The following is a 21,935-nucleotide window of genomic DNA, read 5'->3' as shown; positions in this document are numbered from 1 at the left end:
GCGTCAAGTTCAGCAGGGGATTATGTAGCCAGGTTCGTGTCTGTAGTCCAACCATTTGCCGTAGGCGCCTGCGCCTGCAGCGCGAACGGCAGCACAGACGTCACTTTCAGTGCGGCCAGCGAAGACGAAGACGGTGTAGATGGGGTTGCCCTCATCGCTTGCTTGGCGCAGCGAGGGACACGACTGGTCGGTGCGTAAGTAGTACGCGCCAGGATGGGCGTCCAGGAGTCCCTGCACGCCTGACGGATACATGCCCGGGGTCGTGATGTTCCCCAAGACCACGATTCCTCGACCGTCGCACAGCGGATCGCTCATCGGCGTTCGTAGCCCTAGATCACCTGGCACTCTGGTGGGTTGAGGGGGCGGCGGCGCAACTGTCGGCGGACGAGGAGCGGCCGTAGGCGGTGTTCCCGGTACGGTGACGGTCGCGGGCGGTGCTGTCTTAGTCACCGTCTCAGGTGGTCGCGGTTCCGATGTTTCCGGCCACATCGAAGTCGGCTGAGTTGGTGATGCAGTCGGACGCTGGGGGGACGGCTGTGCCAAGCGCGCAGCGAGGAACGCGACCAGCGCCACCGCTAACAAGGCGGCGACGCCGCCGACGATGAATGCGGTGCGACGCGAGACCATGAACCCATCCGGCTCGCTGTGGACCACTTGGGGCCGGTTACTCGATACCTGGATCGGCGCAGGGATGTTTGCAGCGAGAAGCGTGTCATCGCCAGAACCAGCCTGCGTAAGCGCTGCCGCGAATTCGCGGCACGAATCGAACCGCTGATAAGGCTCTTTTGCCATCGCCCGGGCGAGTGCATCGTCGATGGAGTCGAGGTCGGCGCGCACAGTGCGCAATCGCGGTGGCTCTGAGGACAAGTGATTACCGATCACGATGGCCGGATTCGAATTGGCAAACGGCGGCGCACCGGCGAAGAGGTGAAATGCGGTACAGGCGAGTGCATATTGGTCCGCTCGGCCGTCAAGCGCCCTGCCAGTCAACTGTTCTGGTGCCGCATAGGCGACTGATCCAACCGTCGTGTTGGTTTTTGTAATGCCGTTGACGTCGTTGGCTGCACGTGCAATCCCGAAGTCCGCCAAAAGGATCCGACGCTCACCTATCCGCGGGTCGGTGATCAAGATGTTCGCGGGCTTCACGTCTCGATGCAGCAGGTATCGTTCGTGCGCATAGTCGAGCGCGTCAGCAATGGCGGACACTATTTCGAGCACATCCTTGGGCGGCATTCCATACGGATAGCGGTCACGCATCAACCGCGCAGCATCAGTGCCCTCGACGTAGTCCATCGTTATCCACAGTTGACCGTCGTTTTCGCCGCGGTCATGGACCGCCACTATGTGCGGGTGCCACAGAGAAGCGGCGATGTCGGCTTCACGCGCAAACCGCTGCCGATACTCGGGGTCAGCGCTCACGCTGGCCGAGAGGATCTTCAACGCTTCTTGACGGGGCAACCGCGGGTGTTGCACGAGGTAGACCTCCCCCATTCCCCCAGTACCGAGCAAGCGCACGATGGTGTACCCGGCAAACACGGCACCATCAGGAATGGGCATGCGCGAATCTTACAAAGCGTTGCCGCGGAGGCGGACCAGAAGCGAGACCAGTTCGGTAACTGGATAGGGCTCACACTTTCGCCCCGCGATCGACATGGTCTTACGTATGGTGACCTTCATGGAGCAACCTCCATCCGGCCAGCGCGGCGACGAACCAGACGTCGTCAGCCGCCGTCGATTGCTCCAGCTGGCGGGCACCGCTGGCCTAGCTGCCGCCGTCACCGCATGCTCGACTGAACCGCTTGTCGGTCCAAGCTCAACTTCCAGTCCGAGTCCCAGTGCAACCGCCGCAAGCCCGGTAACAGCTATCCCGCCGCCCGAGCCCGTGACCTCGACCGCGCCTACGGTAAGTGCTGCACCCGCCGTGATGCTGTGCCGCGATGCCTGGGGCGCTCGTCCCGCCCGACCGGGAGGCATAGCCCATACCCTCACTCATATAACAATCCACCACAGCGCCGTGGTGCTCGGCGACAACAGCAACGCCCCAGGCCGCATCCGCGCGGATCAGCGATACCACCAGGACTCGCAAGGCTGGATTGATATCGCTTATCACGTTGGGGTCGACCGAAACGGGAACATTTACGAGCTGCGAAACCCCGAGCTCGTGGGCGACACGGCTACGACCTACGACCCGACCGGCCACTTCCTTGTCCTCTGTGAAGGCGACTTCGACAAGGAGGAGGTAACGGAAGACCTTCTGCACGCGACCTCTCTCGTATGCGCTTGGGCCGCTCAACGTTTCGCGATTCCGACCGCCACGCTCGCGGGCCATAGGGATTACGCTGCGACATCTTGCCCGGGTGACAACCTCTACGCCCACATTGCGTCGGGCGATCTCAAGCAACGCGTCGAGGATCTTGTCGTCGTCGGCCCCGTAGATCTTCAGGAGATTTGTGGTCCGGAGGCAGAGGCCGTCGTCGCGGACATCGAGGCGGGCCTTCGCTAGCCGGGCTCAGCCAGCGATCGCCTGCAGCAGCGCCGCGCGCAGCTGATCCCACACAACCTTTGGGTCCGAGCCCTTTAGCACCTCGATCGTCAGAACCGGCGTGCCGCGGTCGCGACCGAAATACGAACCCAACGACCCTGGAGTCGGGGCGAACGAGTTCGACTCCTCCACCGGCAGTCCGCTAGACGCCGCGAAGCGCTCTGCGATCTCCCGGGCCGGTCCATCGAAGTTGATGAAGTGACGACCCGCCCACGAGTGTGCAACGAGGACGAGGTCGGGCTGGATGCGGTCGATCGTGTCCTTAACAGCGCGAGATTCAGGCTGGCTCAACGGCTCTCCGCCGTTTGACTGGTTTGTCGTGTCGAAGTTCGAGGCTGGAAAGTTCCGGTTGACGTCAACTCCGTTTGCGTTGTCCCTGGTGCCCGCTGCCCGCCCGTCCGGGTTGGCGTCCTCGATGATCGTTAGGGTGGCTGCATCGTCAAGGTTGGCCGCTTCAAAGGCGGCCGGCAGCTCGCCCGTCGCGACAACGCCCTCTGGCTCGTCGCCGTGAATGCCGCCAATGAACAGCACCCTGCGAGGACCGTGACCAACCGTCATCGCCCGGATCGGTCGCCCTTGTACAGATTTACCCACCTCCTCCCAGCCGCCGATAACGGGCACAGCGGAGGGTGTCTGATCGGTCACTACAGGCACTGGAGTCCCAGCGTCGGTCGAGGGTTCGGTCATTGAAGTAGAAGGAGATGCAGTAGCCCTGTCCGACTCCGACAGTCTGCAACCTTGTGCAGCGACCGCCACGATAAGGGAGATCAGCAAGGCGACAGCGGCCGAAGCCTGTGGCCTCCCCCTTGGCCCCGTCAACATTTGGGCATCCCGGGCGGCGCCGTGAGATTTGTGTAGACCGAATTGATGTAGGCGCCGTCGAGGAGTTCGTACCAGACGTAGCTCGAGCCATGGCCCTGGCTTGACCGGAGATCGCCAATGGTTTGGCAGACCACGCTCACCGTCATGCCGTCCTTAAGGTCGTTCGAGTACTTTCGCGGAGCCTCGTTGTAGGGGCCGGTGCGCTGCTGAACGCCGCAGGAACCGCCTTCGTCGCAGGTGCCGACGATGAACGCGTTCCAGTACGGCACTTGTTGTGGCACAGGGACCGGCACCGGCGGAACACTAACCGTCGAGGTGCCGAAGGTTGGTGGCGGCGGCGCCGAAACCGTTACAGTTTGCGGCGGAACCGGGGCAGGGACAGTGACAGTCTGCGGTGTCGGCGAGAGCGCGGGCGTCGGCGTGGCCGCTGACGTTGAGGGGACGGGTGACTGTCCGTTATCGCGACCCAGCGCAAATACCCACACCACCGCGAACAAGAGCACGACAGCGAAGACACCCAGCACCCAAAGCAGGGGCGATCGCCCGTTTACCGCGGGCTTTGGCTTCGCCGGCGTCGGCAGCGGCGCTGTGCGCCAGCCTTGACCATCCCAGTACAGCGTTCCCGGCGTGCCGCTGGGGTCTGGATACCAGCCCGGCGAGAGCGGGCTGGCTGGCGCCGCTTTCACTTTCCCTGAGCCAGGCGGCTTCGGGGGCGGTCGCTTCACCGGTGCAGGCGTGGTTGGCGCTGCGGGCATCGACGCTGCGGTTTGAGAGGCCTGCGCTGCGAAAGCACGAGCGAAATCGCTGCAACTCGCGAACCGATCATTCGGATCCTTGGCCAAACCGGCAGCAAGCACCGGGTCCAGCGCTGCCAGTTCAGGACGCTTGTCGGCGAGAGCCGGCGGCTCTGTGTTGAGGTGGCGGCTGATGACGACGGCGGGACTGGAGCCTTCGAAAAGTGGCGCCCCGGTTAGCAGGTGATAGGCGGTGGCGGCCAACGAGTACTGATCGGCACGGCTGTCGATGTCCTCTCCCATTAACTGCTCGGGCGCTGTGTAGGCGACGGTGCCGAGAGTCGTATTCGTTGCGGTCAATCCGCTGACGTCATCCACCGTTCTCGCAATGCCGAAGTCGGTCAATAGGATTCGCTGCTGACCTTCGTCCTCTGAGTGGGTGAGGAGGATATTGGCGGGTTTGACATCGCGATGCAACAACCCCTTCTTATGGGCATAGTCCAGGGCTTCGGCGACAGCAGTGACAATTGCGGAAACCAGTTCCTGGGGCATGCCGACTGGATATCTCCGAGTGATCAAGCTGGCGGCGTCTTCGCCCTCGACGTAGTCCATCGAGATCCACAGTTGGCCGTCGTATTCGCCGCGGTCGTGCACCCCGACGATATGGGGATGCCACAAGGTCGAAGCTAGATCGGCTTCGCGAAGAAACCGCTCGCGAAAGGTGGGGTCAGCCGAGACATCGCTCGCTAACAACTTCAGCGCGTCGCGACGCGGCAGCCGAGGATGCTGAGCGAGGTAAACCTCCCCCATTCCACCAGCCCCAAGCCTTCGCACGACGGTGTAGTCGGCGAACTTGTGGTCCGCCTCCAGCGGCATGTCCGGATCGTACCTGGATGCACTCAGCTAACAGCCACGAACCTGGAGCCGCGGGCGTCGAAGCAGTCGATGATGCCCCAAGGCACACTGAGGAACATGACCCGCCGCGGGAAGAGTTTCATCATCGCCTCCTTGGTCATTGCCATCTATGCGTCCAGCAACGTCGCCATCCCGATGGCGCAAGCGGCGGGTATCGCCGGGATGTCCGTGTTCATCGATCCTGGACACAGCGGCATCAGCGACTCCTCGATTACTCGGCAGGTTCCAAACGGCCGCGGCGGGACGAAGGATTGCCAGACCACGGGGACGTCAACCAATGATGGATATGCCGAGCACAGCTTCAATTGGGACGTCGCGGTGCGGGTCCGTGCTGGACTCGAACAGCTGGGCGTTAGCACCCAAATGTCAAGGGTAGACGACGATTCCGTGGCGCCGTGCGTCGATCAGCGTGCTGGGGCGGCCAACGCCATACATCCAGACGCGGACGTCAGCATCCATGCCGACGGTGGGCCTGCCTCCGGACGGGGCTTTCATGTGAACTATTCGGCGCCTCCGCTCAACGACGCACAAAGCGGCCCCTCGATCCGGCTGGCCGGCGACCTGCGCGACGCCATGGTCGCGGCGGGAATGCAGCCGTCGACGTACATCGGCTCAAACGGTCTCTATGGTCGCGCCGATCTTGCCGGCCTCAATCTGGCAGAGTGCCCCGCAATACTCGTCGAGGTCGGAAACATGCGCAACGCCGATGAAGCCGCCCAAATGGAAACCGCCGATGGGCGGCAGCGCTACGCCGACGCCATCACGCAGGGCATTGTTGCCTACCTGACGCAGAAAGCTGGTGCCGCGTAGGCGGTTCGGAATCGCCAACAAATCGGTGTGCTGAACGAGCGTATGTCCGCCTTATCCTGATGCCATTTGGTCGTCTCGTTCGACGTGGTGGGGGTTGCCGCATGAAGCCACTGAGAGACGACGTCGCTGTGCGTCGGCCCCGACACGCCGCTCCGCCCACCCGCCGCCGCCCCCCAGCGAACCGCCGCGGCACCCAGCGCGGGCTCATCGCGGTAGTCGGCGTAGCTCTCATGGCACTGATCGTCGCGGCTGGCGTGGTGGTGGGCTTCCACTTGACGTCGCAAAGGTCGACAATGGCGGCCGCTCCGCAGACGACACGATTCTCAGCGACTCTTCCGAACTCACCCGGCGCCCAGACTCCGGTCGCAGCCCCTGCGCCGAAATCGGACGCCAGAACTCTCGAATCGGACTTTGCGGAGTTGCAAGCGGCAATGCCCGCCACCATCGGAATCGCGCTGGCCCCGGTTGGGGCGCCACAGCCCCCGGTGTTGCTAGGTGAATGGTCAGGCGGACCGGCATGGTCAACGATGAAGGTGCCCTTGGCAATTGCAGCACTGCGCGCCGAAGATCCGCCCCAAGTCACAACCCACATGAAGGCCGCCATCACGCAATCCGACAACGCAGCCGCGGACGTTCTCTGGCGGAGCCTCGGTGACCCCGAAGCCGCCGCGGGAAAGGTTGACGCCGTGCTGCAGGAGGCAGGCGACCCCACAAAGGTGCAGTATCAGCGGATCCGCCCGCAGTTCAGTGCTTTTGGGCAGACCGACTGGTCGTTGGCCGACCAGACGCGCTTTCTTGCCGCCGCCGCATGCGACAACCGCAACGAGCCCATCATCAACCTGATGGGCGAAATCGCCGGTGACGAGCAATGGGGCCTGGGGATCATTGCCGATACGCGCTACAAAGGCGGTTGGGGTCCTTCGGAAACCGGTGCGTACCTCGTGCGGCAGCTCGGCCTTTTGCCTATCGACTCTGGCCAAGCAGTTGTGGCGATGGCGGTGCAGCCGCATTCGGGACAATTCTCGGATGGGACCGCGGAGCTCACTCAGATCGCTGAGTGGTTGCGCGACCACGCCGCGACGCTGCCCGCAGGCCGGTGCGCGGCCTAGGCAAAGGCCAATCAGTACAGATAGACCCGCGCATTATTGCCCCCGACACAGGTGATCCAGTTATCGAATTCGTATGCGCCACATTGCATCACAAAGTTCGGACCGTCACAGGAAGCACCTGGAACAGTTCGGCAGTCGACAGCTCCGGGCGCGGACACGGTCCGCGGCGCTCGGCTGGCGTTGCCGTACTGATTCCAATATGACCTGAGCACGCTTAGGGCGAAGAAGCACGACGTCTCTGGCGTTCCGCGTCCCGAGTGGGTACCCCAGCCACCGGCGTTAGGCAGCGACCATCCCCCATCGCAGCGCTCGCGACTTGTGCTGTTGTCGGCACCTTGAACAAGCGGCGGCAGAGGACCTCCTAACGGTGGTGCGGGCGACTGCGGCACAGGCGATGGCGGTGCCCGAGTCTGCGGTGTACTGATCGATGGCGGGGTGTATCCGGCAGGCGGAGTAGACGTTGCCACTGAGTGGTCGTCACGTCCGGCGAGCATTCCAATGACGATGCCGATGCCGCCGAGCAACAACGCACCAACCACACCGATGACCGTCGGCACGACCCACCGCCCCCTCTGCGCAAGATATTGCGGCCCAACGATTTCCGTCGGACCGGTCACGTACGCGGGTTGCGGGCCGCTCCGGGGAGCGAAATCGGCTGGCGCGAACTGCCTCGCCATCGTCGCCGAGTTGGAGGACGACGAGCCGCTGGCACTCAACGCCCGCGCCGCTGCGCGGCCGAAGGCTCCTGCCGACCCATACCGGTCGTCGGGTTGCTTAGCCATGCCGCGAGCCACGACGTCGTCAAGGGCCGCGGGGACCCGTGGATTGATGGCACTGGGTCTTGGTGGTGGAGCAGATATATGCGCACCGATCACCTGCTCCAAGCTGTCGGTGCGAAACGGAGTATTGCCGGTAAGTGCCTCACACAGCACGCACGCCAACGCGTATACATCGACAGCGGACGTCGCTTCATCATTGCCGAACCGCTCTGGCGCCATGTAAGCCATGGAACCCACTTGTGTTCCAGTCATCGTCAGGTGGCTGTCACCGTGAGCTTCGGCGATACCGAAGTCGACAAGATAGGCGAAGTCGTCGGAAGTGACGATGATGTTCTGCGGCTTGACGTCGCGGTGAACAAGGCCGGCGGCGTGAGCGGCGTCGAGTGCCGATGCGACCTGGCCGACGATTCCGACGGCACGCTCAGGCTCGAGAGGGCCGGACCGCAACATGTCGTGCAGCGTTTGGCCGGGCACCAGACGCATGTCGATATAGAGGTGCTCGTCCACCTCGCCCCAGTCATGTATCGGAATGACGTGGGGCTCTTGCAAAATGGCAGCGGCGTGCGACTCGCGCTGAAAACGCTCACGGAACCGTTCATCTTGCGAGTACTGATCGGACAGGATCTTCAACGCGATGGTGCGTCCCTTGGTCGTGTCGAATGCCTCGTACACCTCACCCATACCGCCCTTGCCGAGCAGGCTGACGATCTTGTACTTGCCGAAATTCTGGCCGACGCGCGTCGCCACGTACCCATCCCCCTGCAATTCGTTTACGTGCGCAGTTCTTCGCAGTATCCGTCGGCAGTGCGATCCTCGGCGGCTTTTGAGGATCGTTTGCCGGTGAGCACTCCGGAGATCACAGGAATGACGCTTTCACATGCATCAGATATGCCCTAAAGGGATACTCCTCGAAGCGGGCGCAGCCCACATCGCCAAGGGGGTTTGATGAGTTATCCACGCGGCCAGAGGCGATACGGACCTCCGCCACCGAACCAAATGCCGCAGCCCTATCCCGCCTACCGCGCACCAGCAGCCAGGCGAGGTCTGCCGTTCGTAATTGACGTTATCGTAGGGATGCTTGGCATTATCGCTTTCTTCCTTGGCTTCGCGCCATACGAAAAGATGTCGACGACCAGCCTCCCCTCCTCCGACACCACGCAAAATTTCTTCGGCAACGGCGGAGGCGTCGGTGTGGTGGGCCTGGCGTTCCTCCTTGCAGCTGGTCTGGTCGCGCTGTTCAGTCTGCTGCCGAACCAGACCACCAACGTCAACGTGATCGCCGGACTGTCGTTGGCGGGTTTCTTGTCATTGCTGGGTGCGTTGTTTGGCCTTTTTTCTGGTCTAGACGCTGGGGTCGGCCTGATCTTGGTCCTCGTGGTTTCGTTCCTGCAAGCCGTCCTGGCATGTGCAAGCGTTCTCATTACGGCCGGGGTTCTTCGAGTGGGTGCGCCCGACGCGTACGCGAACTACCCGCAGGACGGACGAGGAGGCCAGCAGTCGTATCGCGGACCAGGTTCTCGCTGACTGTGGAAGCGCAGTTCACTTCCCGACCGCCGTCGCGAAGCCGACAGGCCTGTCGACGACTTCGACGGCTCGAAGCCGTATGTGCGGCGCTTCTCGTCGTCGCCGGATGCAGTCCCACGGTGCTTCCCGGCCATCCGCAATCAATGCGGTACGACCCCGAACGGGTCGGTGGCCTCGAGGTGAACATGGGCCCCAATGGGCCACGCCCCACCAGCCCTCCCCCCAGCGGAACAGTCGAGAATACTGACGGTGGAGCTATAGACCGCTTGGCGCTCCTAGCGGTAAACGATATCGAAGCATTCTGGAAAGAGCAGTACCCCAAAGCATTCGGCGGACCACTGCGGCCTGTCAACATCCTGCTGTCGGTCGATCCGAGCGATCCATTCAGCCCGCGCGTGTGCGGTGACAGCCCGGAGGGGATCGCAGGCAATGCCGCATATTGCGACAACGACAACTCGATCAACTGGGACCGCTCCGCTGGTATTGGCATGCTGCCGGTCGGCAGGAAGTACTTCGGAGATATGGCCGTGGTCGGAATACTCGCCCATGAGTACGGTCACGCGATCCAGCATCGAGCGGAGCTTCCCGAGATCAGTGACACCCTAGTCGCGGAGCAACAAGCCGACTGCTTGGCAGGCGTGTACCTACGTTGGGTCGCCGAAGGCCACTCCCCACGTTTTACGCTGAGCACCGGCGACAGCCCCTTTGGCCTCAATTACTTGCTCGCCGGCCTTTTGGCTATCCGCGACCCACTATCCACACCGGGAAACATTGCGCTGATTCCGAATCCCCACGGCAGTGGTCTCGACCGCGTCGGTGCCCTCCAAGTGGGATTCGAGCAGGGAACTGACTCATGCGCTCAGATCGACGCCGCGGAGATCAGCAAGCGCCGTGGCGATCTGCCTCATGCCCTCTTCAACCCACTCAGTCAGAACAGCGACATGCCTGTCGACGAAGGCACGCTTTCGTCTCTGACTGAAGTGCTCCAGCAGATCTTTCACCCGACTCAACCGCCCGCTGTTACAACGGGTTCGGCCACGTGCAGCGGTGGGCTGCCGGCTAAGTTTGCAGGATATTGTCCGTCATCGAACACTGTCACGGTAGACCTCTCAGCGGTTCAGCAGATCGGGACTCCCGCAGATGAAAACCAAGCGGTGTTGTTGCAGGGCGACAACACTGCGCTTTCGCTCGTCACCTCACGTTACGTATTGGCGCTGCAGCACGAACGAGGGCTCGTACTCGACACCCCGGCAGCGGCAATGCGCACAGCATGCCTGACCGGCGTCGCACAGCGCGAAATGGCTCAACCGATAAGCGTTACCTCTGGCCAAGGGTTGACACTCGGCGCCGGCGACCTCGACGAGGCGATCGCAGGCTTACTGACCAACGGAGTCGTCGCCAGCGACGTCAACGGGGCCACCCTTCCCGCAGGCTTCACTCGAGTGTCCGCCTTTCGTTCCGGCCTACTCAGCGACGCCGACGACTGTTACCGGCGGTTCTGACCCATGAGATCGTTTCGGACACAAGACCATAACGGGCGCCGAGAACATCGTGGCTGAGAATGGGCCTCCTTCACCTGCCGACCCGTCGGGCCGAAGCGGGCGTAACGACGACGAACAGACGGCCGCTATAGGTGCGGATTCGACTTTCCCTCCGCCAAGGCCGAGCCCTCCCGCCGCGGGTGACCGTGACGCACCGTGGTGGCAGGAGATCTATGCGCGGTCACCTCGAAGACCGCATGGAGAGGACAGGCAACTCGGAATTCAACCGTCCAGTCCGGCCCCACAGCTTCGCCCACCACCACCACACCAGGGACCAGATTGGTATCTCCAACGACCTGTGCGGAATGTGCGGACGCCTCATTACCCAGCAGCACCCTCGCGTGCTGCGCCGGCGCGGGCGTTGCCAGCAGCACGACGGCGACGGTGGACGAAACGACGGCTGCTCATCGCTGGCGGAATCGCCGTCATCGCGGCCGAAGGCGTCGCATTGGCTGTCGGATTGGGCCTTCTGGGCACCTTCAAACCAACTGAGCTCGACGTGAAGAACACGGAAGCAGGGGTTGCCCAGGTGCTTTCCGATCCGGTCAATGGCTATGGCGCTGCGGGTGTTTCGAGTGTCCGCTGTAACGGCGGCAGAAATCCAAAGGTTGAGAGAGGCCGTTCGTTCACCTGCCAAGCGATCGTCGATGGTAAACAACGTGAAGTCACGGCGGTGATCGTCGATGACGATGGTACGTACGAAGTCGACTGGCCACGGTAGTGGCGATCGTTAAGGTGGCCGGTAGCGCTGCCGTAGAGACGCAGCTCCTCGGGCCGCCGTCGCCATTTCTCCTCGCCGATTCGACATCCGCGGACTGCCTCGAGTTTGAATCGAGGCCGCGAGCAGAACGACGTATGTATCCGAGCTTGGGAGACTTTCCACTGCGGGTGGCAATGCTACCGATGTGGCCGAAGCTGTCGATCGGAAAGACCATCGCTCGTGTCATGTGTTGGGCCGTTTAGACGTCCGGCCGATGTTGTCCGTCGGTTGCCGGATACCTCGGGAGCGAGCCTTCGACTATGCGGAGTGGGACGTCCGGAGCGAGGAGCTGATCCGTACCCACAGCAACGCCGGCGACAACTCCGGCGGCGAGCAGGAGAAGCTGATGGCGTTCTGCCTCGCGGGCGCATTGAGCTTCAACCTGGCCAGCCCCGAAAGCGAGGACAACACACCGGTTTTCGCGCAGCTGATGCTCGATGAGGCGTTCTCGAAGTCCGACCCGCAGTTCGCGCAGCAGGCGCTGCAGGCGTTCCGCAAGTTCGGCTTCCAGCTGGTGATCGTCGCGACGGTGCAGAACGCGACGACGATTCAGCCGTATATCGACAGTGTGGTGATGGTGTCCAAGACCGAGCCCACCGGACGCAACGCCCGACCGGTCGCGTCTGTAGCGACCAGGACGATCTCGGAGTTCACGACGCTACGTCAGGAGATGCGCAAGACGGCGGGAAAGGTGCCGGCTGCGGTGTGATGCCGCAGAATTTCGTTAGTTGCGCTTGATTGCTACATCACGTATTCATCGAGCGCGCAGCATGTTTCAGCGACCAGCCGGCATCTGCCCAACCATTGCCATGCCTCACCGTTGGGAGGACGATGGAGTGGTCCGGCGGCGCCGTCGAGACGCTGCCCCACATACAACGGAGGCAGATCATGTACGCAAGAAGCACCACAATCCAGGGGCAGCCCGCATCCATAGACGCCGGTATCGCACATACGCGCGACAGCGTGATGCCCGCGCTCGAGGGCATCGACGGGTGCGTTGGCTTGTCCCTGATGGTCGACCGCACGACCGGCCGCTGCATTATCACCAGCTCCTGGGTATCCGAAGAGGCCATGCACGCGAGCGAGGAGGCCATTCGGCCGATTCGTGAACGGGCCGCCGAGCTTTTGGGTGGTAGCAGGCAGGTCGAGGAATGGGAGATCGCCGCCATGCACCGCGAACACCGCGCGGGTGAGGGCGCCTGGGTTCGAGCCACCTGGGTCAAGGTCGCTCCGGAACAGCTCGACCGCGGCATCGACTTCTACAAGGCAACGATCCTGCCCGCCCTCGAGGAGCTGGCGGGATTCTGCAGTGCCAGCCTGCTCGTCGACCGAGCGTCCGGTCGTGGCGTGGCCGCGGCGACCTTCGACAACGCCGAAGCGCTCGAGCGGAGCAAGGACGCGTTGGAGCGGATCAAAGCCACGGGCAGCCAGGAAGCGAACGCTGAGGTTCTCGACCAGTGCGACTTCGAGTTGGCGGTCGCGCACCTGCGTGTGCCTGAGATGGTCTGACCGCAGAAGAAGCGAGGCACGGCTCCGACTAGCTCGCCCGTCCGTAAGCACGCGCGAAAACCGGCGTGCAAATGGTCGTCGCGTTCGGTCGCGCCGCGGGAACCATAAAGCCCCCGGTTCGGGGTCCAAGTGCTCTGTCGATCAGATCGCGAACCACCGGACCATGGAACGGCGGCGGAACCGATATCCGTCGACGTTCGAAGGGGCGAGAGATGATCGAATACGAGCTCGATACGGAGCATGCCATCCTGCACGTGCAACCGAAATCCGCGATCGAGCAGGACGACTTCACGAAACTCGCACAGGCGGTCGACCCCTACATCGAGGAAACCGGCGATCTTGCCGGCGTCATCGTCGAAGCCCCGGGGTTCCCCGGATGGGAGAGTTTTGGCGCGATGGTCAACCACTTCCGCTTCGTTCGGGAACACCACAAGCACGTCAAGAAGGTCGCCGTCGTGACCGACTCCGCTCTGGGAGATGTCGTGCCGCGTCTGGCGTCACACTTCGTATCGGCAGAGATCAGGCATTTCCCGGCCGGGCAGGCCGAGGAAGCACAGAAGTGGATACTCGACGGCGGATGATGCGGTCACCTGGAGCCTGACCGAACCGTCCTGTGGCCAAACCGATGCGGCACCCATACCGCGCCGACGAGGTCCTCGTCATTCTGCGCTCGCATCGCTCAGCCTGTCCAAGGGTCGGCCGTCATCGAGGCCATAGGGCTCTAGGTCGAAGGGCGCCCGTCAGTCACGCTGCTGGGCATGAGGCGCACACGACGCACGCGCTTTGAGATGAAGCCACCGCTGGAGTCCCGCGACGAGGTGCGCCATGGGTGAGCGGATCGAACCGTCCGCCCTCGTCGTCCGCCACGACCCGGCGGTGCAGCACAGGCTAGAGCGATGTGTTGCCGCGTTGCGGAGCATGGTCGACGGCGGCTGGTTCGGCGCCCATGAGGACACCGTCGGAATGGAGGTCGAGCTCGATCTCGTGGACCCGTTGGGCCGGCCGCGGCTGATCAATGACACAGTCCTGGCACGCCTCGGCCGATCGGACATGCAACACGAACTCGGACAATTCAATGTCGAGCTCAATATGGCTCCGCGCCAGTTGCGTGGCAACGTACTGCGGGAGACCGAATCCGACCTCACCGACGTGTTCGACCGGTGCAGGGCCGGCATCGAGGGGCTCGGCGTTCGGCTCATCGCCGTCGGCATGCTGCCCACCCTGAGCGCCGAACAGTTGACCGTCGAGCGGATCTCGCACAGCCCGCGCTATGAGCTGTTGTCGCGGCGTGTACGCGCCGCTCGCCACCGTCCGTTCCTGGTGAGCATCGTCGACGGGCACGAGCCGGTGGAGTTCACCACCGACTCGGTCGCCCCCGACGCCGCCACGACCAGCCTGCAACTCCACCTGCGGGTGCCACCGGACCGGTTCGCCGACTACTACAACGCCGCGCAGACGATCGCCGGGGCGCAGGTGGCGGTGGCCGCCAACGCGCCGTACCTACTCGGTTACCAGGCGTGGCAGGAAACCCGGATCACACTGCTGGAGCAGCTGCTCGACACCCGCCGCCCCAGGGATGTCCGGGCCGGTGCACCGACGCGTGTCTGCCTGGGCGAGCGGTGGATCACCGATCCTGTCGAGCTTTTCGACGAGGTCGTTCGGGACTTTCCGCCGCTGTTTCCGACGCTGCAGGCCGAAAACCCGGACACCGCCCTTGAGACGGGGTGTGTGCCGGGCCTGGGTGAGCTTCGGCTGCACAACGGCACGGTGTGGCGGTGGAACCGTCCGGTCTACGACGTCCAGGCCGGACACCCGCAGCTGCGCATCGAAAACCGCGTATTGCCAAGCGGGCCAACCGCCGTCGACATGATCGCCAACGCCGCGTTCTACTACGGACTGGTCCGCGCGATCGTCGACAGCGATCCTCTCCCGTGGACGCAGGTGCCCTTCGCGGTGGCGGAGCGGGACCTGCACTGTGCGGCGCGCGACGGGTTGGCCGCGCGGCTGCACTGGCGGGGCGTCGACTACCCGGCCGATGAGCTCACCCGTCACGTCCTGTTGCCGGCCGCCGCGGCCGGCCTCGACGCCTGGGGTGTGGATGCCAGCGACCGGGACCGATACCTCGGTGTCATAGAAGCGAGGGTCCGATGCGGCCGCACCGGCGCTGCCTGGCAAACCGAGGTGGTGCGCCATCTCGAGGAGCGTGGGCTGGAGCGCATCGCGGCGCTGCACGAGATGACCCGGCGGTATGTCGAACACGCGCAGACCGGCGCTCCCGTGCACGAATGGCCCGTGGCGTGAGCGACTGTGTCGGTACCCGAGCGACGGCGCGCCATCGTGCGTCGTCGGCGGGCCGCGCTCGGATTACCCATTGCGCCAAACGAATTCGTGATGGTGGACTGGATTTTGCCCGCCTACGAGCGACACGCCAACGTCCGCAGAACTCATTGGTTGCGCTTGATGCCATTGCGCCCGCCGCGAGGGTTTTGGCGTCAACGGAGTGCCGTGCGCGTCCCACTGCGGGCTGCTGCCTGCGCGCGTTTGCGCCCCAAAGGCCCGGAAATTGTTGATGCCGAGTCAATACTGGTCGAGATGATTCCGCGAATGCCAACGGAGGTCGCCGCCTCTGGGATTGTTGCGATCTGGCCAGTGGCTGACCCCAGCACATGACCAACCGGGCGGCGCTGCTATTCGCGTTCGCGTTCGCTGTGATGGCCGACCCGGTGTCGTCGGTCGCCTACGCGATCGAAGCCGCTCTCCGCGCGTTGCGCGGCGACCTCGCGCTGCTGCTCCCCACGATGACTGTGGTCGTCGCCATCATCGTCGTCGTGATCGTCAACTATCACCAACTGGTCGGCCGCTATCCCCAAGGTGGGGGCGCCCCCGCCGCGGCCGCGGACGCATTCGGAGAAGCCAGCGCATTCATCCCCATCGCAGCACTGATCGTCGACTTCGGCCTCACCATCGCGATCAGCGCTGCAGCCGCCGCCTCCGCGATCATCGCGTTCTTTCCCGCCCTCGCCGGCCTGCGGGCCTCGATCGCGCTGCTGCTAATCGTCGGGGTTGCCGCCGGCACCTGGTTCGGCCATCGGGGCCGCACCGTGTTCGCCGTGATGACCGTTGCATTCGTGGTCCTCACCGTGGTCGTACTCGTCTGCGGACTCTTTCTCGCGCCCCGATCAGGTTCGCCGGCGACCACCGACCCGGGCCACTCCCCACCCATAGCGGTCGCACTCGCGTTTCCCGTAGCCATGGCGCTTGCCACGGGCATCGAGGCGCCGTCCTCGGCGATCGCGCAGCTTGGGCAACTCGACGATCGCGACCGCCGCAGATTCGGCCGGATTACCCTCTGGGTCACCCTGCTTGTGGTCGGCACCCTCACCTTGGGCTTGACCGCCGAGCTAGTACATCTGCGCATCGGCGTCCCGCCGAGCGACTCAACCCTGATCGCCGAACTCGCCCGTGTCGCCACCGCCCCGCCGCTGTTCGCCGCCTTCCAGCTCGCCACCGCGCTACTACTGCTGTCGGCGGCCAGCTCCTCCTTCCAGGCCGGACCCGGCCTCTTGAAAGCGCTTGCGCGGCAACGGGACATCGACGGAACGAGCACCGGGATCCTGCCGGCGTGGCTGGGACGCACTAACAGCCGATATACGCCGTATTGGGGTGTCGTAGTGTTCATGCTCGCCGCCGGCGCGGTCACTCTGGCCGCACGCGGACGCGACCAGGAACTTGTGCTTTTCTACGCGGCGGCGGTGTTCGTGGCCTTCCACGCCGGCCTGGTCTCCATGTGCCGGTTTTCTTGGCAGCAGAGGCGGTTCGGCTCTCTTGCAATCAATTTGGTGGGTACTGGCGCAGTCAGTTTCACCCTCGCTATCAACGTCGCGCGAGGGGAGCCCGTTATCTCCATCGCCGTAGCACTACTGATCGCAGCGGGGTTGTACGCGTTGTGGGTGCGATCCGGACGACCCCGGGGCATTCGACATGTGGAGGCCCCACCGCCCCGAACCAAGGCCCTCGGGTAACGAGACATTGCCGATCGAAGATAGGTCGGTACTAAACACGACCGACGGATACATTCGAGTCGCATTACGGCCGTAGTCAACTGATGGGCGACTAGAGCGATGAGCAAGCCGGCGTCTGAGGCTTGATCCCTAAGCGCACCACGGTAGGCATTCGTTAGGCCCGACGATCGCGGGAGGCATAGGCGGCCCACCTGGCCACCCCATGGGAGGAGCCTGCGGAGGTGGAGGGTTGGGTCCCTCATAAATGCCCTGACCTTGATTGGCCTGGTCGGGAGCCACGTGATAGTAGGTGTGGCAGACGTTCATGTCCCACGTCACCGGGTTGTACACCCGATTCTGGGTCAAGTGGAACAACGAATCGCCTGGGCACCATTGATTTGGGCCGTAGCAGATGCCGTTGACCATCGCCGCCGGCGAGCAGTCATTGTCGGCCTGGGCGGTACCTGCACCCAGGCCTGCCGCCACCACACCGCCAGACATCAAGGCAGCCGTCGCAACGCCCGCAAATAGTCGCTTCATCGTCTTTCCTTTCGGGCAGCCAGCCCGTGGCCGGTCGCGAAAACACTGCGACTGCCGCCTTGGAGGATCCTTGTGGCGCTGCTCAATCGGCATAAGGCCCCTGCCGTGAAGTACCTGCTCGCCTGGAGGGGCAAAAAGTGTCCCGATCGGGCCTGCGTGGCGCTCTTACCTACAGAAGCGGTGCGACGCCGCGACGTAGACAAAGGACACGCCATGAGCACCAACAGCGACTCCGCGGTGATGCGATCTTTCGCCAAAGCGACCCGGCGCGTGCGAGTGCTCGCTCACCCACACCAGACACGACACGCGGCCACCGTCTACCAGATCACCGACCGGCTGCACGACAACCGCGCCGCCCGAGTCTCCGGCGACGACATCAGCGCCACGGCCGGCGCGTGGCTGGCCGAGTTCGGTTTGCACAGCCCTCTTGTCGACCAGTTGGCGCATGCCGTCGTCGTCGGCGATTGGCCGACCACCCACGCCCTCAGCGATCGCCTTTTAGTCGACATCACAGTCGCCGCGTAGCCACTCACCCGACACCTCAAGGAGACAACAGCCATGGCCCACACACAACTGATGGCCGAGAACGTTCGCGAGTTCTTTCAAGCCTCGACGTTAGTGGAGTACCTCGTTGCGCATCCGGCGCTTGGAGTGGCGGTGGTCGTAGGGATCCTCGCCGCTTACGGATGTTCGGAAATCGCGATGGGCAAAGGCCGTAATGACCGCCTGTGGGGAACGCTGGGCCTGCTCTTCAGTGTCGTGCCGCTGATTGTGCTCATCGCACTGCCGTCGATCAAGCCAACCCCGCAGCCGGACATAGGTTGAAAACCTTTGCATTGCAACGGCTAGGGCGACAGCGGCACTGTCGTTACGGGCGCCTGAACGGAACCCCCACTGCCGCTTGACGATCCACTGCCACCCGACGGCGCCTGGATCACGGGTGCTGGTGCAGGCTCCGGCGCAGCCGCGGGCGGCGTGTAGGCAGGCGGTGGCGTGTAAGCGGGCTCCGGCGGCGGCGTATAGGCGGGCGGCGGGGTGTACGCCGGCGCGTAGGCGGGCGCCTGCGACGCCGGCAATTGGGTTTCCGGCGTAACCACAGTCGACGGCGGCGAGTACAGAATGGTCGGAGGCTCCGTCGACGTGGTGGTCGTGGTGGTCGTCGTCGTCGTCGGCGTTGTCGTCGTTGTCGTCGGCGTCGTGGTGGTCGTTGTCGGCGTCGTGGTGGTAGTCGTCGGCGTCGTCGTAATCGTTGTCGTGAACGTCGGCAACGTCGGGAAGGGGTTGATCGGCGGGAACGGGATGATGGGCACTATCGGCACCACCGGCACGTCTGGCGCAGGAGCCGGCCCGACCGGCGGCAACTGCTCCACCGGCGGAGCCGACGGCACATTGTTGTTCACCGGGCCATTGTTCGTGGGGACCCTCGGCGCTACCGGAGCCGCGGGTGCCGGCGACACCACCGCGATCGGCAGCGCAACCGGATCCGGCTCGTGCGGCACCTGCGGCAGGTACCGCCCCGGCACCGTGTCCGACTGAGTCGCCGGCGCGGGCTGCGCTTCGACGTCGGCGGCTGGCCGGACGTTGATCGCGACAGTGACCGCCAGGGTCGCGAAACTCGCCATCACGAACCCCAGCGCGCTGCCCATCAGCAGTTTCCGTGGCGGCGGCGGCGCGATCACCGCGGTGTAAGGCGCCTCGTCCTCCTGCTCGGGAACGAACTCCTCGATCGAATCCGCGGGCATCTCGTAGAAGTCAGGCTCCTCCTGCGAGTACGCCAACTGCGGCCCGACCGCCGCAGAATCCGCAGTCGCCGGCGCCATCTGCGTCGCATCCGAGGCCGGTGCCATCTGCGTCGCATCGGCCGCCGCGGGCGCCATCATCGTCGCTTCAGCAGCCGCAGGAGCCATCATCGTCGCCGCGCCCGCCGGGAAACCGGACTCGTCGACCGTCTGCGCCGCACCCCGCGCGATCGCATAGCCCGCATCGGGCGGCACCTCGACCGGCGCCGTCGAATGCAGCTCGGCTGCAACCGAATTCAGATCCAGGCGTTGCCCGACCAGCATGATCCGAGTCACGTCCGGGCCGGGCACCTGCTGCAGTACCGCGGCACACGCGACAGCCGCACCGGCCGCACCGATCGGCACCGACGCCAGCACTGACGTCGACTCCTCGTCCTCGCCAACCACCGTCAGCGACACGGTGTCGTCGTCGGCCAGCAGCAATGCCGCGTCCGCGCCGACGCTGCGGGCCAGCGCCGCGGCCGCCTCGGCCTCGGTCACCACTTCGACGTTCTGCACTCCCGCGTTCAACACCGTCTGGCGGAGCGTTTCGGCCTCGGATTCGTCGGGCAGACACAGCCGCGTCGCGGCCACCCGATTGCCCGAGTCGGCCACTGCACGGTAGGTGCCGACGATGGTGTCGGCCAGGTCGGTCATCGCGTCGTCAGGCAGATCCAGCGCGTACTGGTCGAGGACCTGGCCGCCAGAGGCGGGCGCACCGATCATCGCCAGGCGCGCCACCCGTCCGGTGACGGCCACCCCGACGATTACGTCCACCCGGTCCACTCCTTGCCTTTACAACGGTCCAAAGCTACCTCGGCGCTCACCCGCGCTGCTTGTGTACACGAGCAAAAGTGAGCACCCTGGGGTGGCAACACCTCGCGGCGCCACTCAGAGAGGAAATCGTCACGTGAGCGACCAGCGTTACGACGCGTCGGCCACCGTCGCGGTGCCCACCACCGCCGCGCCCGCAATCGCCCGCTCGCCCCGCGTCGGCTACGTACCCGCCCGCACCAACGTGGTGCGCGACGGCGTCGCTGTCGCCCTGCTCGTCCTCGCGCTGCTCCTGCCGTGGAACCTCGAGTTCGGTCTCGGCGTCCCCGGCAGCAACGGCCTTCTCTTCGGCGTCGTCGCCGTCGTGACGCTGCTCGCTCTCTCCGCCGCGCTCGCGCCACACGTCGGCCCGTTCCGGCTCACCGCCGCGCAGCCCGACGTCCGCCGCACCAGCCGGATCCGGCTGCTGCTCAGCGTGGCTTACGTGATCGTCGCGCTCGGCTTCGTCGTGCACCACCTGGTGAATACGGTTCGAGACGGCGGAACCGGGCTGGTGCCCCCGGGTGCCGGACCCGGCCTGATCGTGGGTATCGGCGGCGCCATGCTCGCCGCGCAACCGCCGATCACCAGTATCACCATCGAGGACAACGGCTTTCGGCGCTGGTATGCCGTCGCCCGACTGCTGGGCGCCGTGTCGATTGCGCTCGCGACTCTCGCGGTCGCCTTCAACCTCTACTGGCGCCTGCGGTATCTGTTCGTCACCAACGGCGACTTCGGCGGTCATGATGTCGCTGTCATCATCACCACGCTGCTTTACGGCGCGGAGGCGATGATCGCGTTGGTCATCGCGTCGCGCTGGCTGATCGAGAAGTCCGCCGCCGCGCGACTGGCCACCGCCGCACTGGGCGCCTCGGCGGCATTGGCCTCCACGCTCGTGTGGATCTTCCCCATCGGCCGCGACATCGACGCCTTCCACGGCATCGCCCAGAACACCTCGACGGCCGCCGTGGGTTATGAGGGGTATCTGTTCTGGGCGGCCGCGGCCGCGATCGTCGCCCCGACGACGCTCTACGCCGTCTTCCTGATCAAACCGCCGACGTTGGGCGCATACCGCTCGGCTGCGCAGAAGTGCATGACACTCATCGCGTTCTGGGCGTTCGCCGCGGCCGTCCTGCGCGTCGTCGACTACCTGATCGCCGCGTCGCTGGATCTGCCTCGCGCCCTATACGACACCGTGGCGATGACAGCGTTCAACCTGATCACCGGCGTGATCGCGCGGTGGCTGCAGCGCCAACTCGGCAAGGGCGCGGCGACCCCGACCGTCATCGCGGCGTTCAGTGGGGTGCTGTTCGTCTTCACGGTCGCGAACCTGGCGATTGGCGTCGCGCTCGCGCCGCGCTATGACGAACCGTCGCCCGATGCGATCTACGGCAACAACCTGGCCCAGCAGATCACCAGCACGTTCGACGTGGTGATCTGCGCGCTGACCCTCGCCGTCCTGGTTGCGATGCTGTTCACCGGCCCGCTCGCCGGCTATCTGGTACGCCGCCGCGACGCCCGGGCCGCGACCACTTCCCAGCCCCCGAAACCACCCTCACCCGAGCCCGCGACCTCGACGGCGCCGACGATCGTGCGGCAGCCGCAACCCTCCGAAATGCCGAGAATTGTTCGGCTCAAAGAGGATTCGACGACGGTGCTCGAGGCTCCACCGACGCTGCGGATCCTGCGCCGCGAGCCGACGTCTGATACGACGGAACGGAATCCCGCTCCGCCCGATAAGACGCCTTAACTCACCTG

Annotated in this window: 19 protein-coding genes and 2 pseudogenes; 15 read left to right on the top strand and 6 right to left on the bottom strand. The window is 64.5% G+C overall.

Annotated features, from left to right (window positions below):
- Positions 1–9: 9 nt before the first annotated feature.
- Positions 10–1,557 (bottom strand): serine/threonine-protein kinase, encoded by a 1,548-nt coding sequence (locus ACWW36_RS13530; RefSeq protein ID WP_456142022.1) that lies wholly within the window; start codon positions 1,555–1,557, stop codon positions 10–12.
- Between the two features lie 94 nt (positions 1,558–1,651).
- Here ACWW36_RS13530 and ACWW36_RS13525 point away from each other — a divergent pair.
- A pseudogene (locus tag ACWW36_RS13525) lies at positions 1,652–1,801 on the top strand (twin-arginine translocation signal domain-containing protein); the annotation flags it as partial.
- 123 nt (positions 1,802–1,924) lie between these two features.
- The gene (locus ACWW36_RS13520; protein ID WP_456142479.1) at positions 1,925–2,503 is read left to right on the top strand and encodes a peptidoglycan recognition protein family protein; all 579 of its coding nucleotides are present in this window, start codon (positions 1,925–1,927) and stop codon (positions 2,501–2,503) included.
- A 6-nt stretch (positions 2,504–2,509) separates the two neighbouring features.
- On the opposite strand, the gene ACWW36_RS13515 is transcribed toward ACWW36_RS13520, so the two are convergent.
- Together ACWW36_RS13515 and ACWW36_RS13510 are read right to left on the bottom strand one after the other, a co-directional pair.
- Positions 2,510–3,187, bottom strand: coding sequence for a M14 family zinc carboxypeptidase (locus ACWW36_RS13515; protein ID WP_456142021.1), 678 nt, complete (start codon positions 3,185–3,187; stop codon positions 2,510–2,512).
- Between the two features lie 170 nt (positions 3,188–3,357).
- Positions 3,358–4,974 (bottom strand): protein kinase domain-containing protein, encoded by a 1,617-nt coding sequence (locus ACWW36_RS13510; RefSeq protein ID WP_456142020.1) that lies wholly within the window; start codon positions 4,972–4,974, stop codon positions 3,358–3,360.
- A gap of 96 nt (positions 4,975–5,070) precedes the next feature.
- On the opposite strand from ACWW36_RS13510, the gene ACWW36_RS13505 reads away from it, so the two are divergent.
- Positions 5,071–5,823: an Rv3717 family N-acetylmuramoyl-L-alanine amidase gene (locus ACWW36_RS13505; protein ID WP_456142019.1), complete on the top strand. Its 753-nt coding sequence runs from the start codon at positions 5,071–5,073 to the stop codon at positions 5,821–5,823.
- Between the two features lie 101 nt (positions 5,824–5,924).
- Positions 5,925–6,932 carry a hypothetical protein gene (locus ACWW36_RS13500; RefSeq protein ID WP_456142018.1) on the top strand — a complete coding sequence of 336 codons (1,008 nt, stop codon included), beginning with the start codon at positions 5,925–5,927 and terminating at the stop codon, positions 6,930–6,932.
- A gap of 11 nt (positions 6,933–6,943) precedes the next feature.
- Here ACWW36_RS13500 and ACWW36_RS13495 read toward each other — a convergent pair whose 3' ends face one another.
- Complete coding sequence (locus ACWW36_RS13495) at positions 6,944–8,458, bottom strand: serine/threonine-protein kinase (protein ID WP_456142017.1); 1,515 nt, start codon at positions 8,456–8,458, stop codon at positions 6,944–6,946.
- Between the two features lie 249 nt (positions 8,459–8,707).
- On the opposite strand from ACWW36_RS13495, the gene ACWW36_RS13490 reads away from it, so the two are divergent.
- From ACWW36_RS13490 to ACWW36_RS13455, 8 genes and pseudogenes are all read left to right on the top strand, one after another.
- The gene (locus ACWW36_RS13490; RefSeq protein WP_456142016.1) at positions 8,708–9,235 is read left to right on the top strand and encodes a DUF5336 domain-containing protein; all 528 of its coding nucleotides are present in this window, start codon (positions 8,708–8,710) and stop codon (positions 9,233–9,235) included.
- A gap of 266 nt (positions 9,236–9,501) precedes the next feature.
- Positions 9,502–10,737 (top strand): peptidase, encoded by a 1,236-nt coding sequence (locus ACWW36_RS13485; RefSeq protein WP_456142015.1) that lies wholly within the window; start codon positions 9,502–9,504, stop codon positions 10,735–10,737.
- Between the two features lie 487 nt (positions 10,738–11,224).
- Positions 11,225–11,497 (top strand): DUF4333 domain-containing protein, encoded by a 273-nt coding sequence (locus ACWW36_RS13480; protein ID WP_456142014.1) that lies wholly within the window; start codon positions 11,225–11,227, stop codon positions 11,495–11,497.
- A gap of 292 nt (positions 11,498–11,789) precedes the next feature.
- Positions 11,790–12,245 (top strand): annotated as a pseudogene (locus tag ACWW36_RS13475) (SbcC/MukB-like Walker B domain-containing protein); the annotation flags it as partial.
- A 179-nt stretch (positions 12,246–12,424) separates the two neighbouring features.
- Positions 12,425–13,045, top strand: coding sequence for a hypothetical protein (locus ACWW36_RS13470; RefSeq protein ID WP_456142013.1), 621 nt, complete (start codon positions 12,425–12,427; stop codon positions 13,043–13,045).
- Between the two features lie 212 nt (positions 13,046–13,257).
- Positions 13,258–13,626 carry an STAS/SEC14 domain-containing protein gene (locus ACWW36_RS13465; protein WP_456142012.1) on the top strand — a complete coding sequence of 123 codons (369 nt, stop codon included), beginning with the start codon at positions 13,258–13,260 and terminating at the stop codon, positions 13,624–13,626.
- 244 nt (positions 13,627–13,870) lie between these two features.
- Positions 13,871–15,346 (top strand): hypothetical protein, encoded by a 1,476-nt coding sequence (locus ACWW36_RS13460; RefSeq protein ID WP_456142011.1) that lies wholly within the window; start codon positions 13,871–13,873, stop codon positions 15,344–15,346.
- Positions 15,347–15,711: 365 nt separating this feature from the next.
- Positions 15,712–17,067 (top strand): amino acid permease, encoded by a 1,356-nt coding sequence (locus ACWW36_RS13455; RefSeq protein WP_456142010.1) that lies wholly within the window; start codon positions 15,712–15,714, stop codon positions 17,065–17,067.
- Positions 17,068–17,196: 129 nt separating this feature from the next.
- Here ACWW36_RS13455 and ACWW36_RS13450 read toward each other — a convergent pair whose 3' ends face one another.
- Positions 17,197–17,586, bottom strand: coding sequence for a hypothetical protein (locus ACWW36_RS13450; protein ID WP_456142009.1), 390 nt, complete (start codon positions 17,584–17,586; stop codon positions 17,197–17,199).
- 213 nt (positions 17,587–17,799) lie between these two features.
- On the opposite strand from ACWW36_RS13450, the gene ACWW36_RS13445 reads away from it, so the two are divergent.
- Together ACWW36_RS13445 and ACWW36_RS13440 are read left to right on the top strand one after the other, a co-directional pair.
- The gene (locus ACWW36_RS13445; RefSeq protein ID WP_456142008.1) at positions 17,800–18,111 is read left to right on the top strand and encodes a hypothetical protein; all 312 of its coding nucleotides are present in this window, start codon (positions 17,800–17,802) and stop codon (positions 18,109–18,111) included.
- Positions 18,112–18,144: 33 nt separating this feature from the next.
- Positions 18,145–18,411 carry a hypothetical protein gene (locus tag ACWW36_RS13440; protein ID WP_456142007.1) on the top strand — a complete coding sequence of 89 codons (267 nt, stop codon included), beginning with the start codon at positions 18,145–18,147 and terminating at the stop codon, positions 18,409–18,411.
- A gap of 20 nt (positions 18,412–18,431) precedes the next feature.
- Here ACWW36_RS13440 and ACWW36_RS13435 read toward each other — a convergent pair whose 3' ends face one another.
- Entirely contained in the window at positions 18,432–20,141 is a 1,710-nt protein-coding gene (locus tag ACWW36_RS13435) for a hypothetical protein (protein WP_456142006.1), read from the bottom strand.
- 133 nt (positions 20,142–20,274) lie between these two features.
- Here ACWW36_RS13435 and ACWW36_RS13430 point away from each other — a divergent pair, with 133 nt between their 5' ends.
- Complete coding sequence (locus ACWW36_RS13430; protein WP_456142005.1) at positions 20,275–21,927, top strand: DUF7937 domain-containing protein; 1,653 nt, start codon at positions 20,275–20,277, stop codon at positions 21,925–21,927.
- Positions 21,928–21,935 lie beyond the last annotated feature (8 nt).

This window comes from Mycobacterium sp. MMS18-G62, from assembly GCF_053877835.1.
The sequence above is the reverse complement of the archived record's forward strand: the minus strand, read 5'-3'. Positions and strand labels throughout refer to the sequence as shown.

Bases quoted from the DNA above. Each gene is read 5' to 3' on its own strand.
- ACWW36_RS13510 (WP_456142020.1), bottom strand. From the start codon at position 4,974: ATGCCGCTGGAGGCGGACCACAAGTTCGCCGACTACACCGTCGTGCGA.
- ACWW36_RS13500 (WP_456142018.1), top strand. From the start codon at position 5,925: ATGAAGCCACTGAGAGACGACGTCGCTGTGCGTCGGCCCCGACACGCC.
- ACWW36_RS13505 (WP_456142019.1), top strand. From the start codon at position 5,071: ATGACCCGCCGCGGGAAGAGTTTCATCATCGCCTCCTTGGTCATTGCC.
- ACWW36_RS13520 (WP_456142479.1), top strand. From the start codon at position 1,925: ATGCTGTGCCGCGATGCCTGGGGCGCTCGTCCCGCCCGACCGGGAGGC.
- ACWW36_RS13440 (WP_456142007.1), top strand. From the start codon at position 18,145: ATGGCCCACACACAACTGATGGCCGAGAACGTTCGCGAGTTCTTTCAA.
- ACWW36_RS13460 (WP_456142011.1), top strand. From the start codon at position 13,871: ATGGGTGAGCGGATCGAACCGTCCGCCCTCGTCGTCCGCCACGACCCG.
- ACWW36_RS13490 (WP_456142016.1), top strand. From the start codon at position 8,708: ATGCCGCAGCCCTATCCCGCCTACCGCGCACCAGCAGCCAGGCGAGGT.
- ACWW36_RS13465 (WP_456142012.1), top strand. From the start codon at position 13,258: ATGATCGAATACGAGCTCGATACGGAGCATGCCATCCTGCACGTGCAA.
- ACWW36_RS13455 (WP_456142010.1), top strand. From the start codon at position 15,712: ATGACCAACCGGGCGGCGCTGCTATTCGCGTTCGCGTTCGCTGTGATG.
- ACWW36_RS13445 (WP_456142008.1), top strand. From the start codon at position 17,800: ATGAGCACCAACAGCGACTCCGCGGTGATGCGATCTTTCGCCAAAGCG.
- ACWW36_RS13450 (WP_456142009.1), bottom strand. From the start codon at position 17,586: ATGAAGCGACTATTTGCGGGCGTTGCGACGGCTGCCTTGATGTCTGGC.
- ACWW36_RS13470 (WP_456142013.1), top strand. From the start codon at position 12,425: ATGTACGCAAGAAGCACCACAATCCAGGGGCAGCCCGCATCCATAGAC.
- ACWW36_RS13530 (WP_456142022.1), bottom strand. From the start codon at position 1,557: ATGCCCATTCCTGATGGTGCCGTGTTTGCCGGGTACACCATCGTGCGC.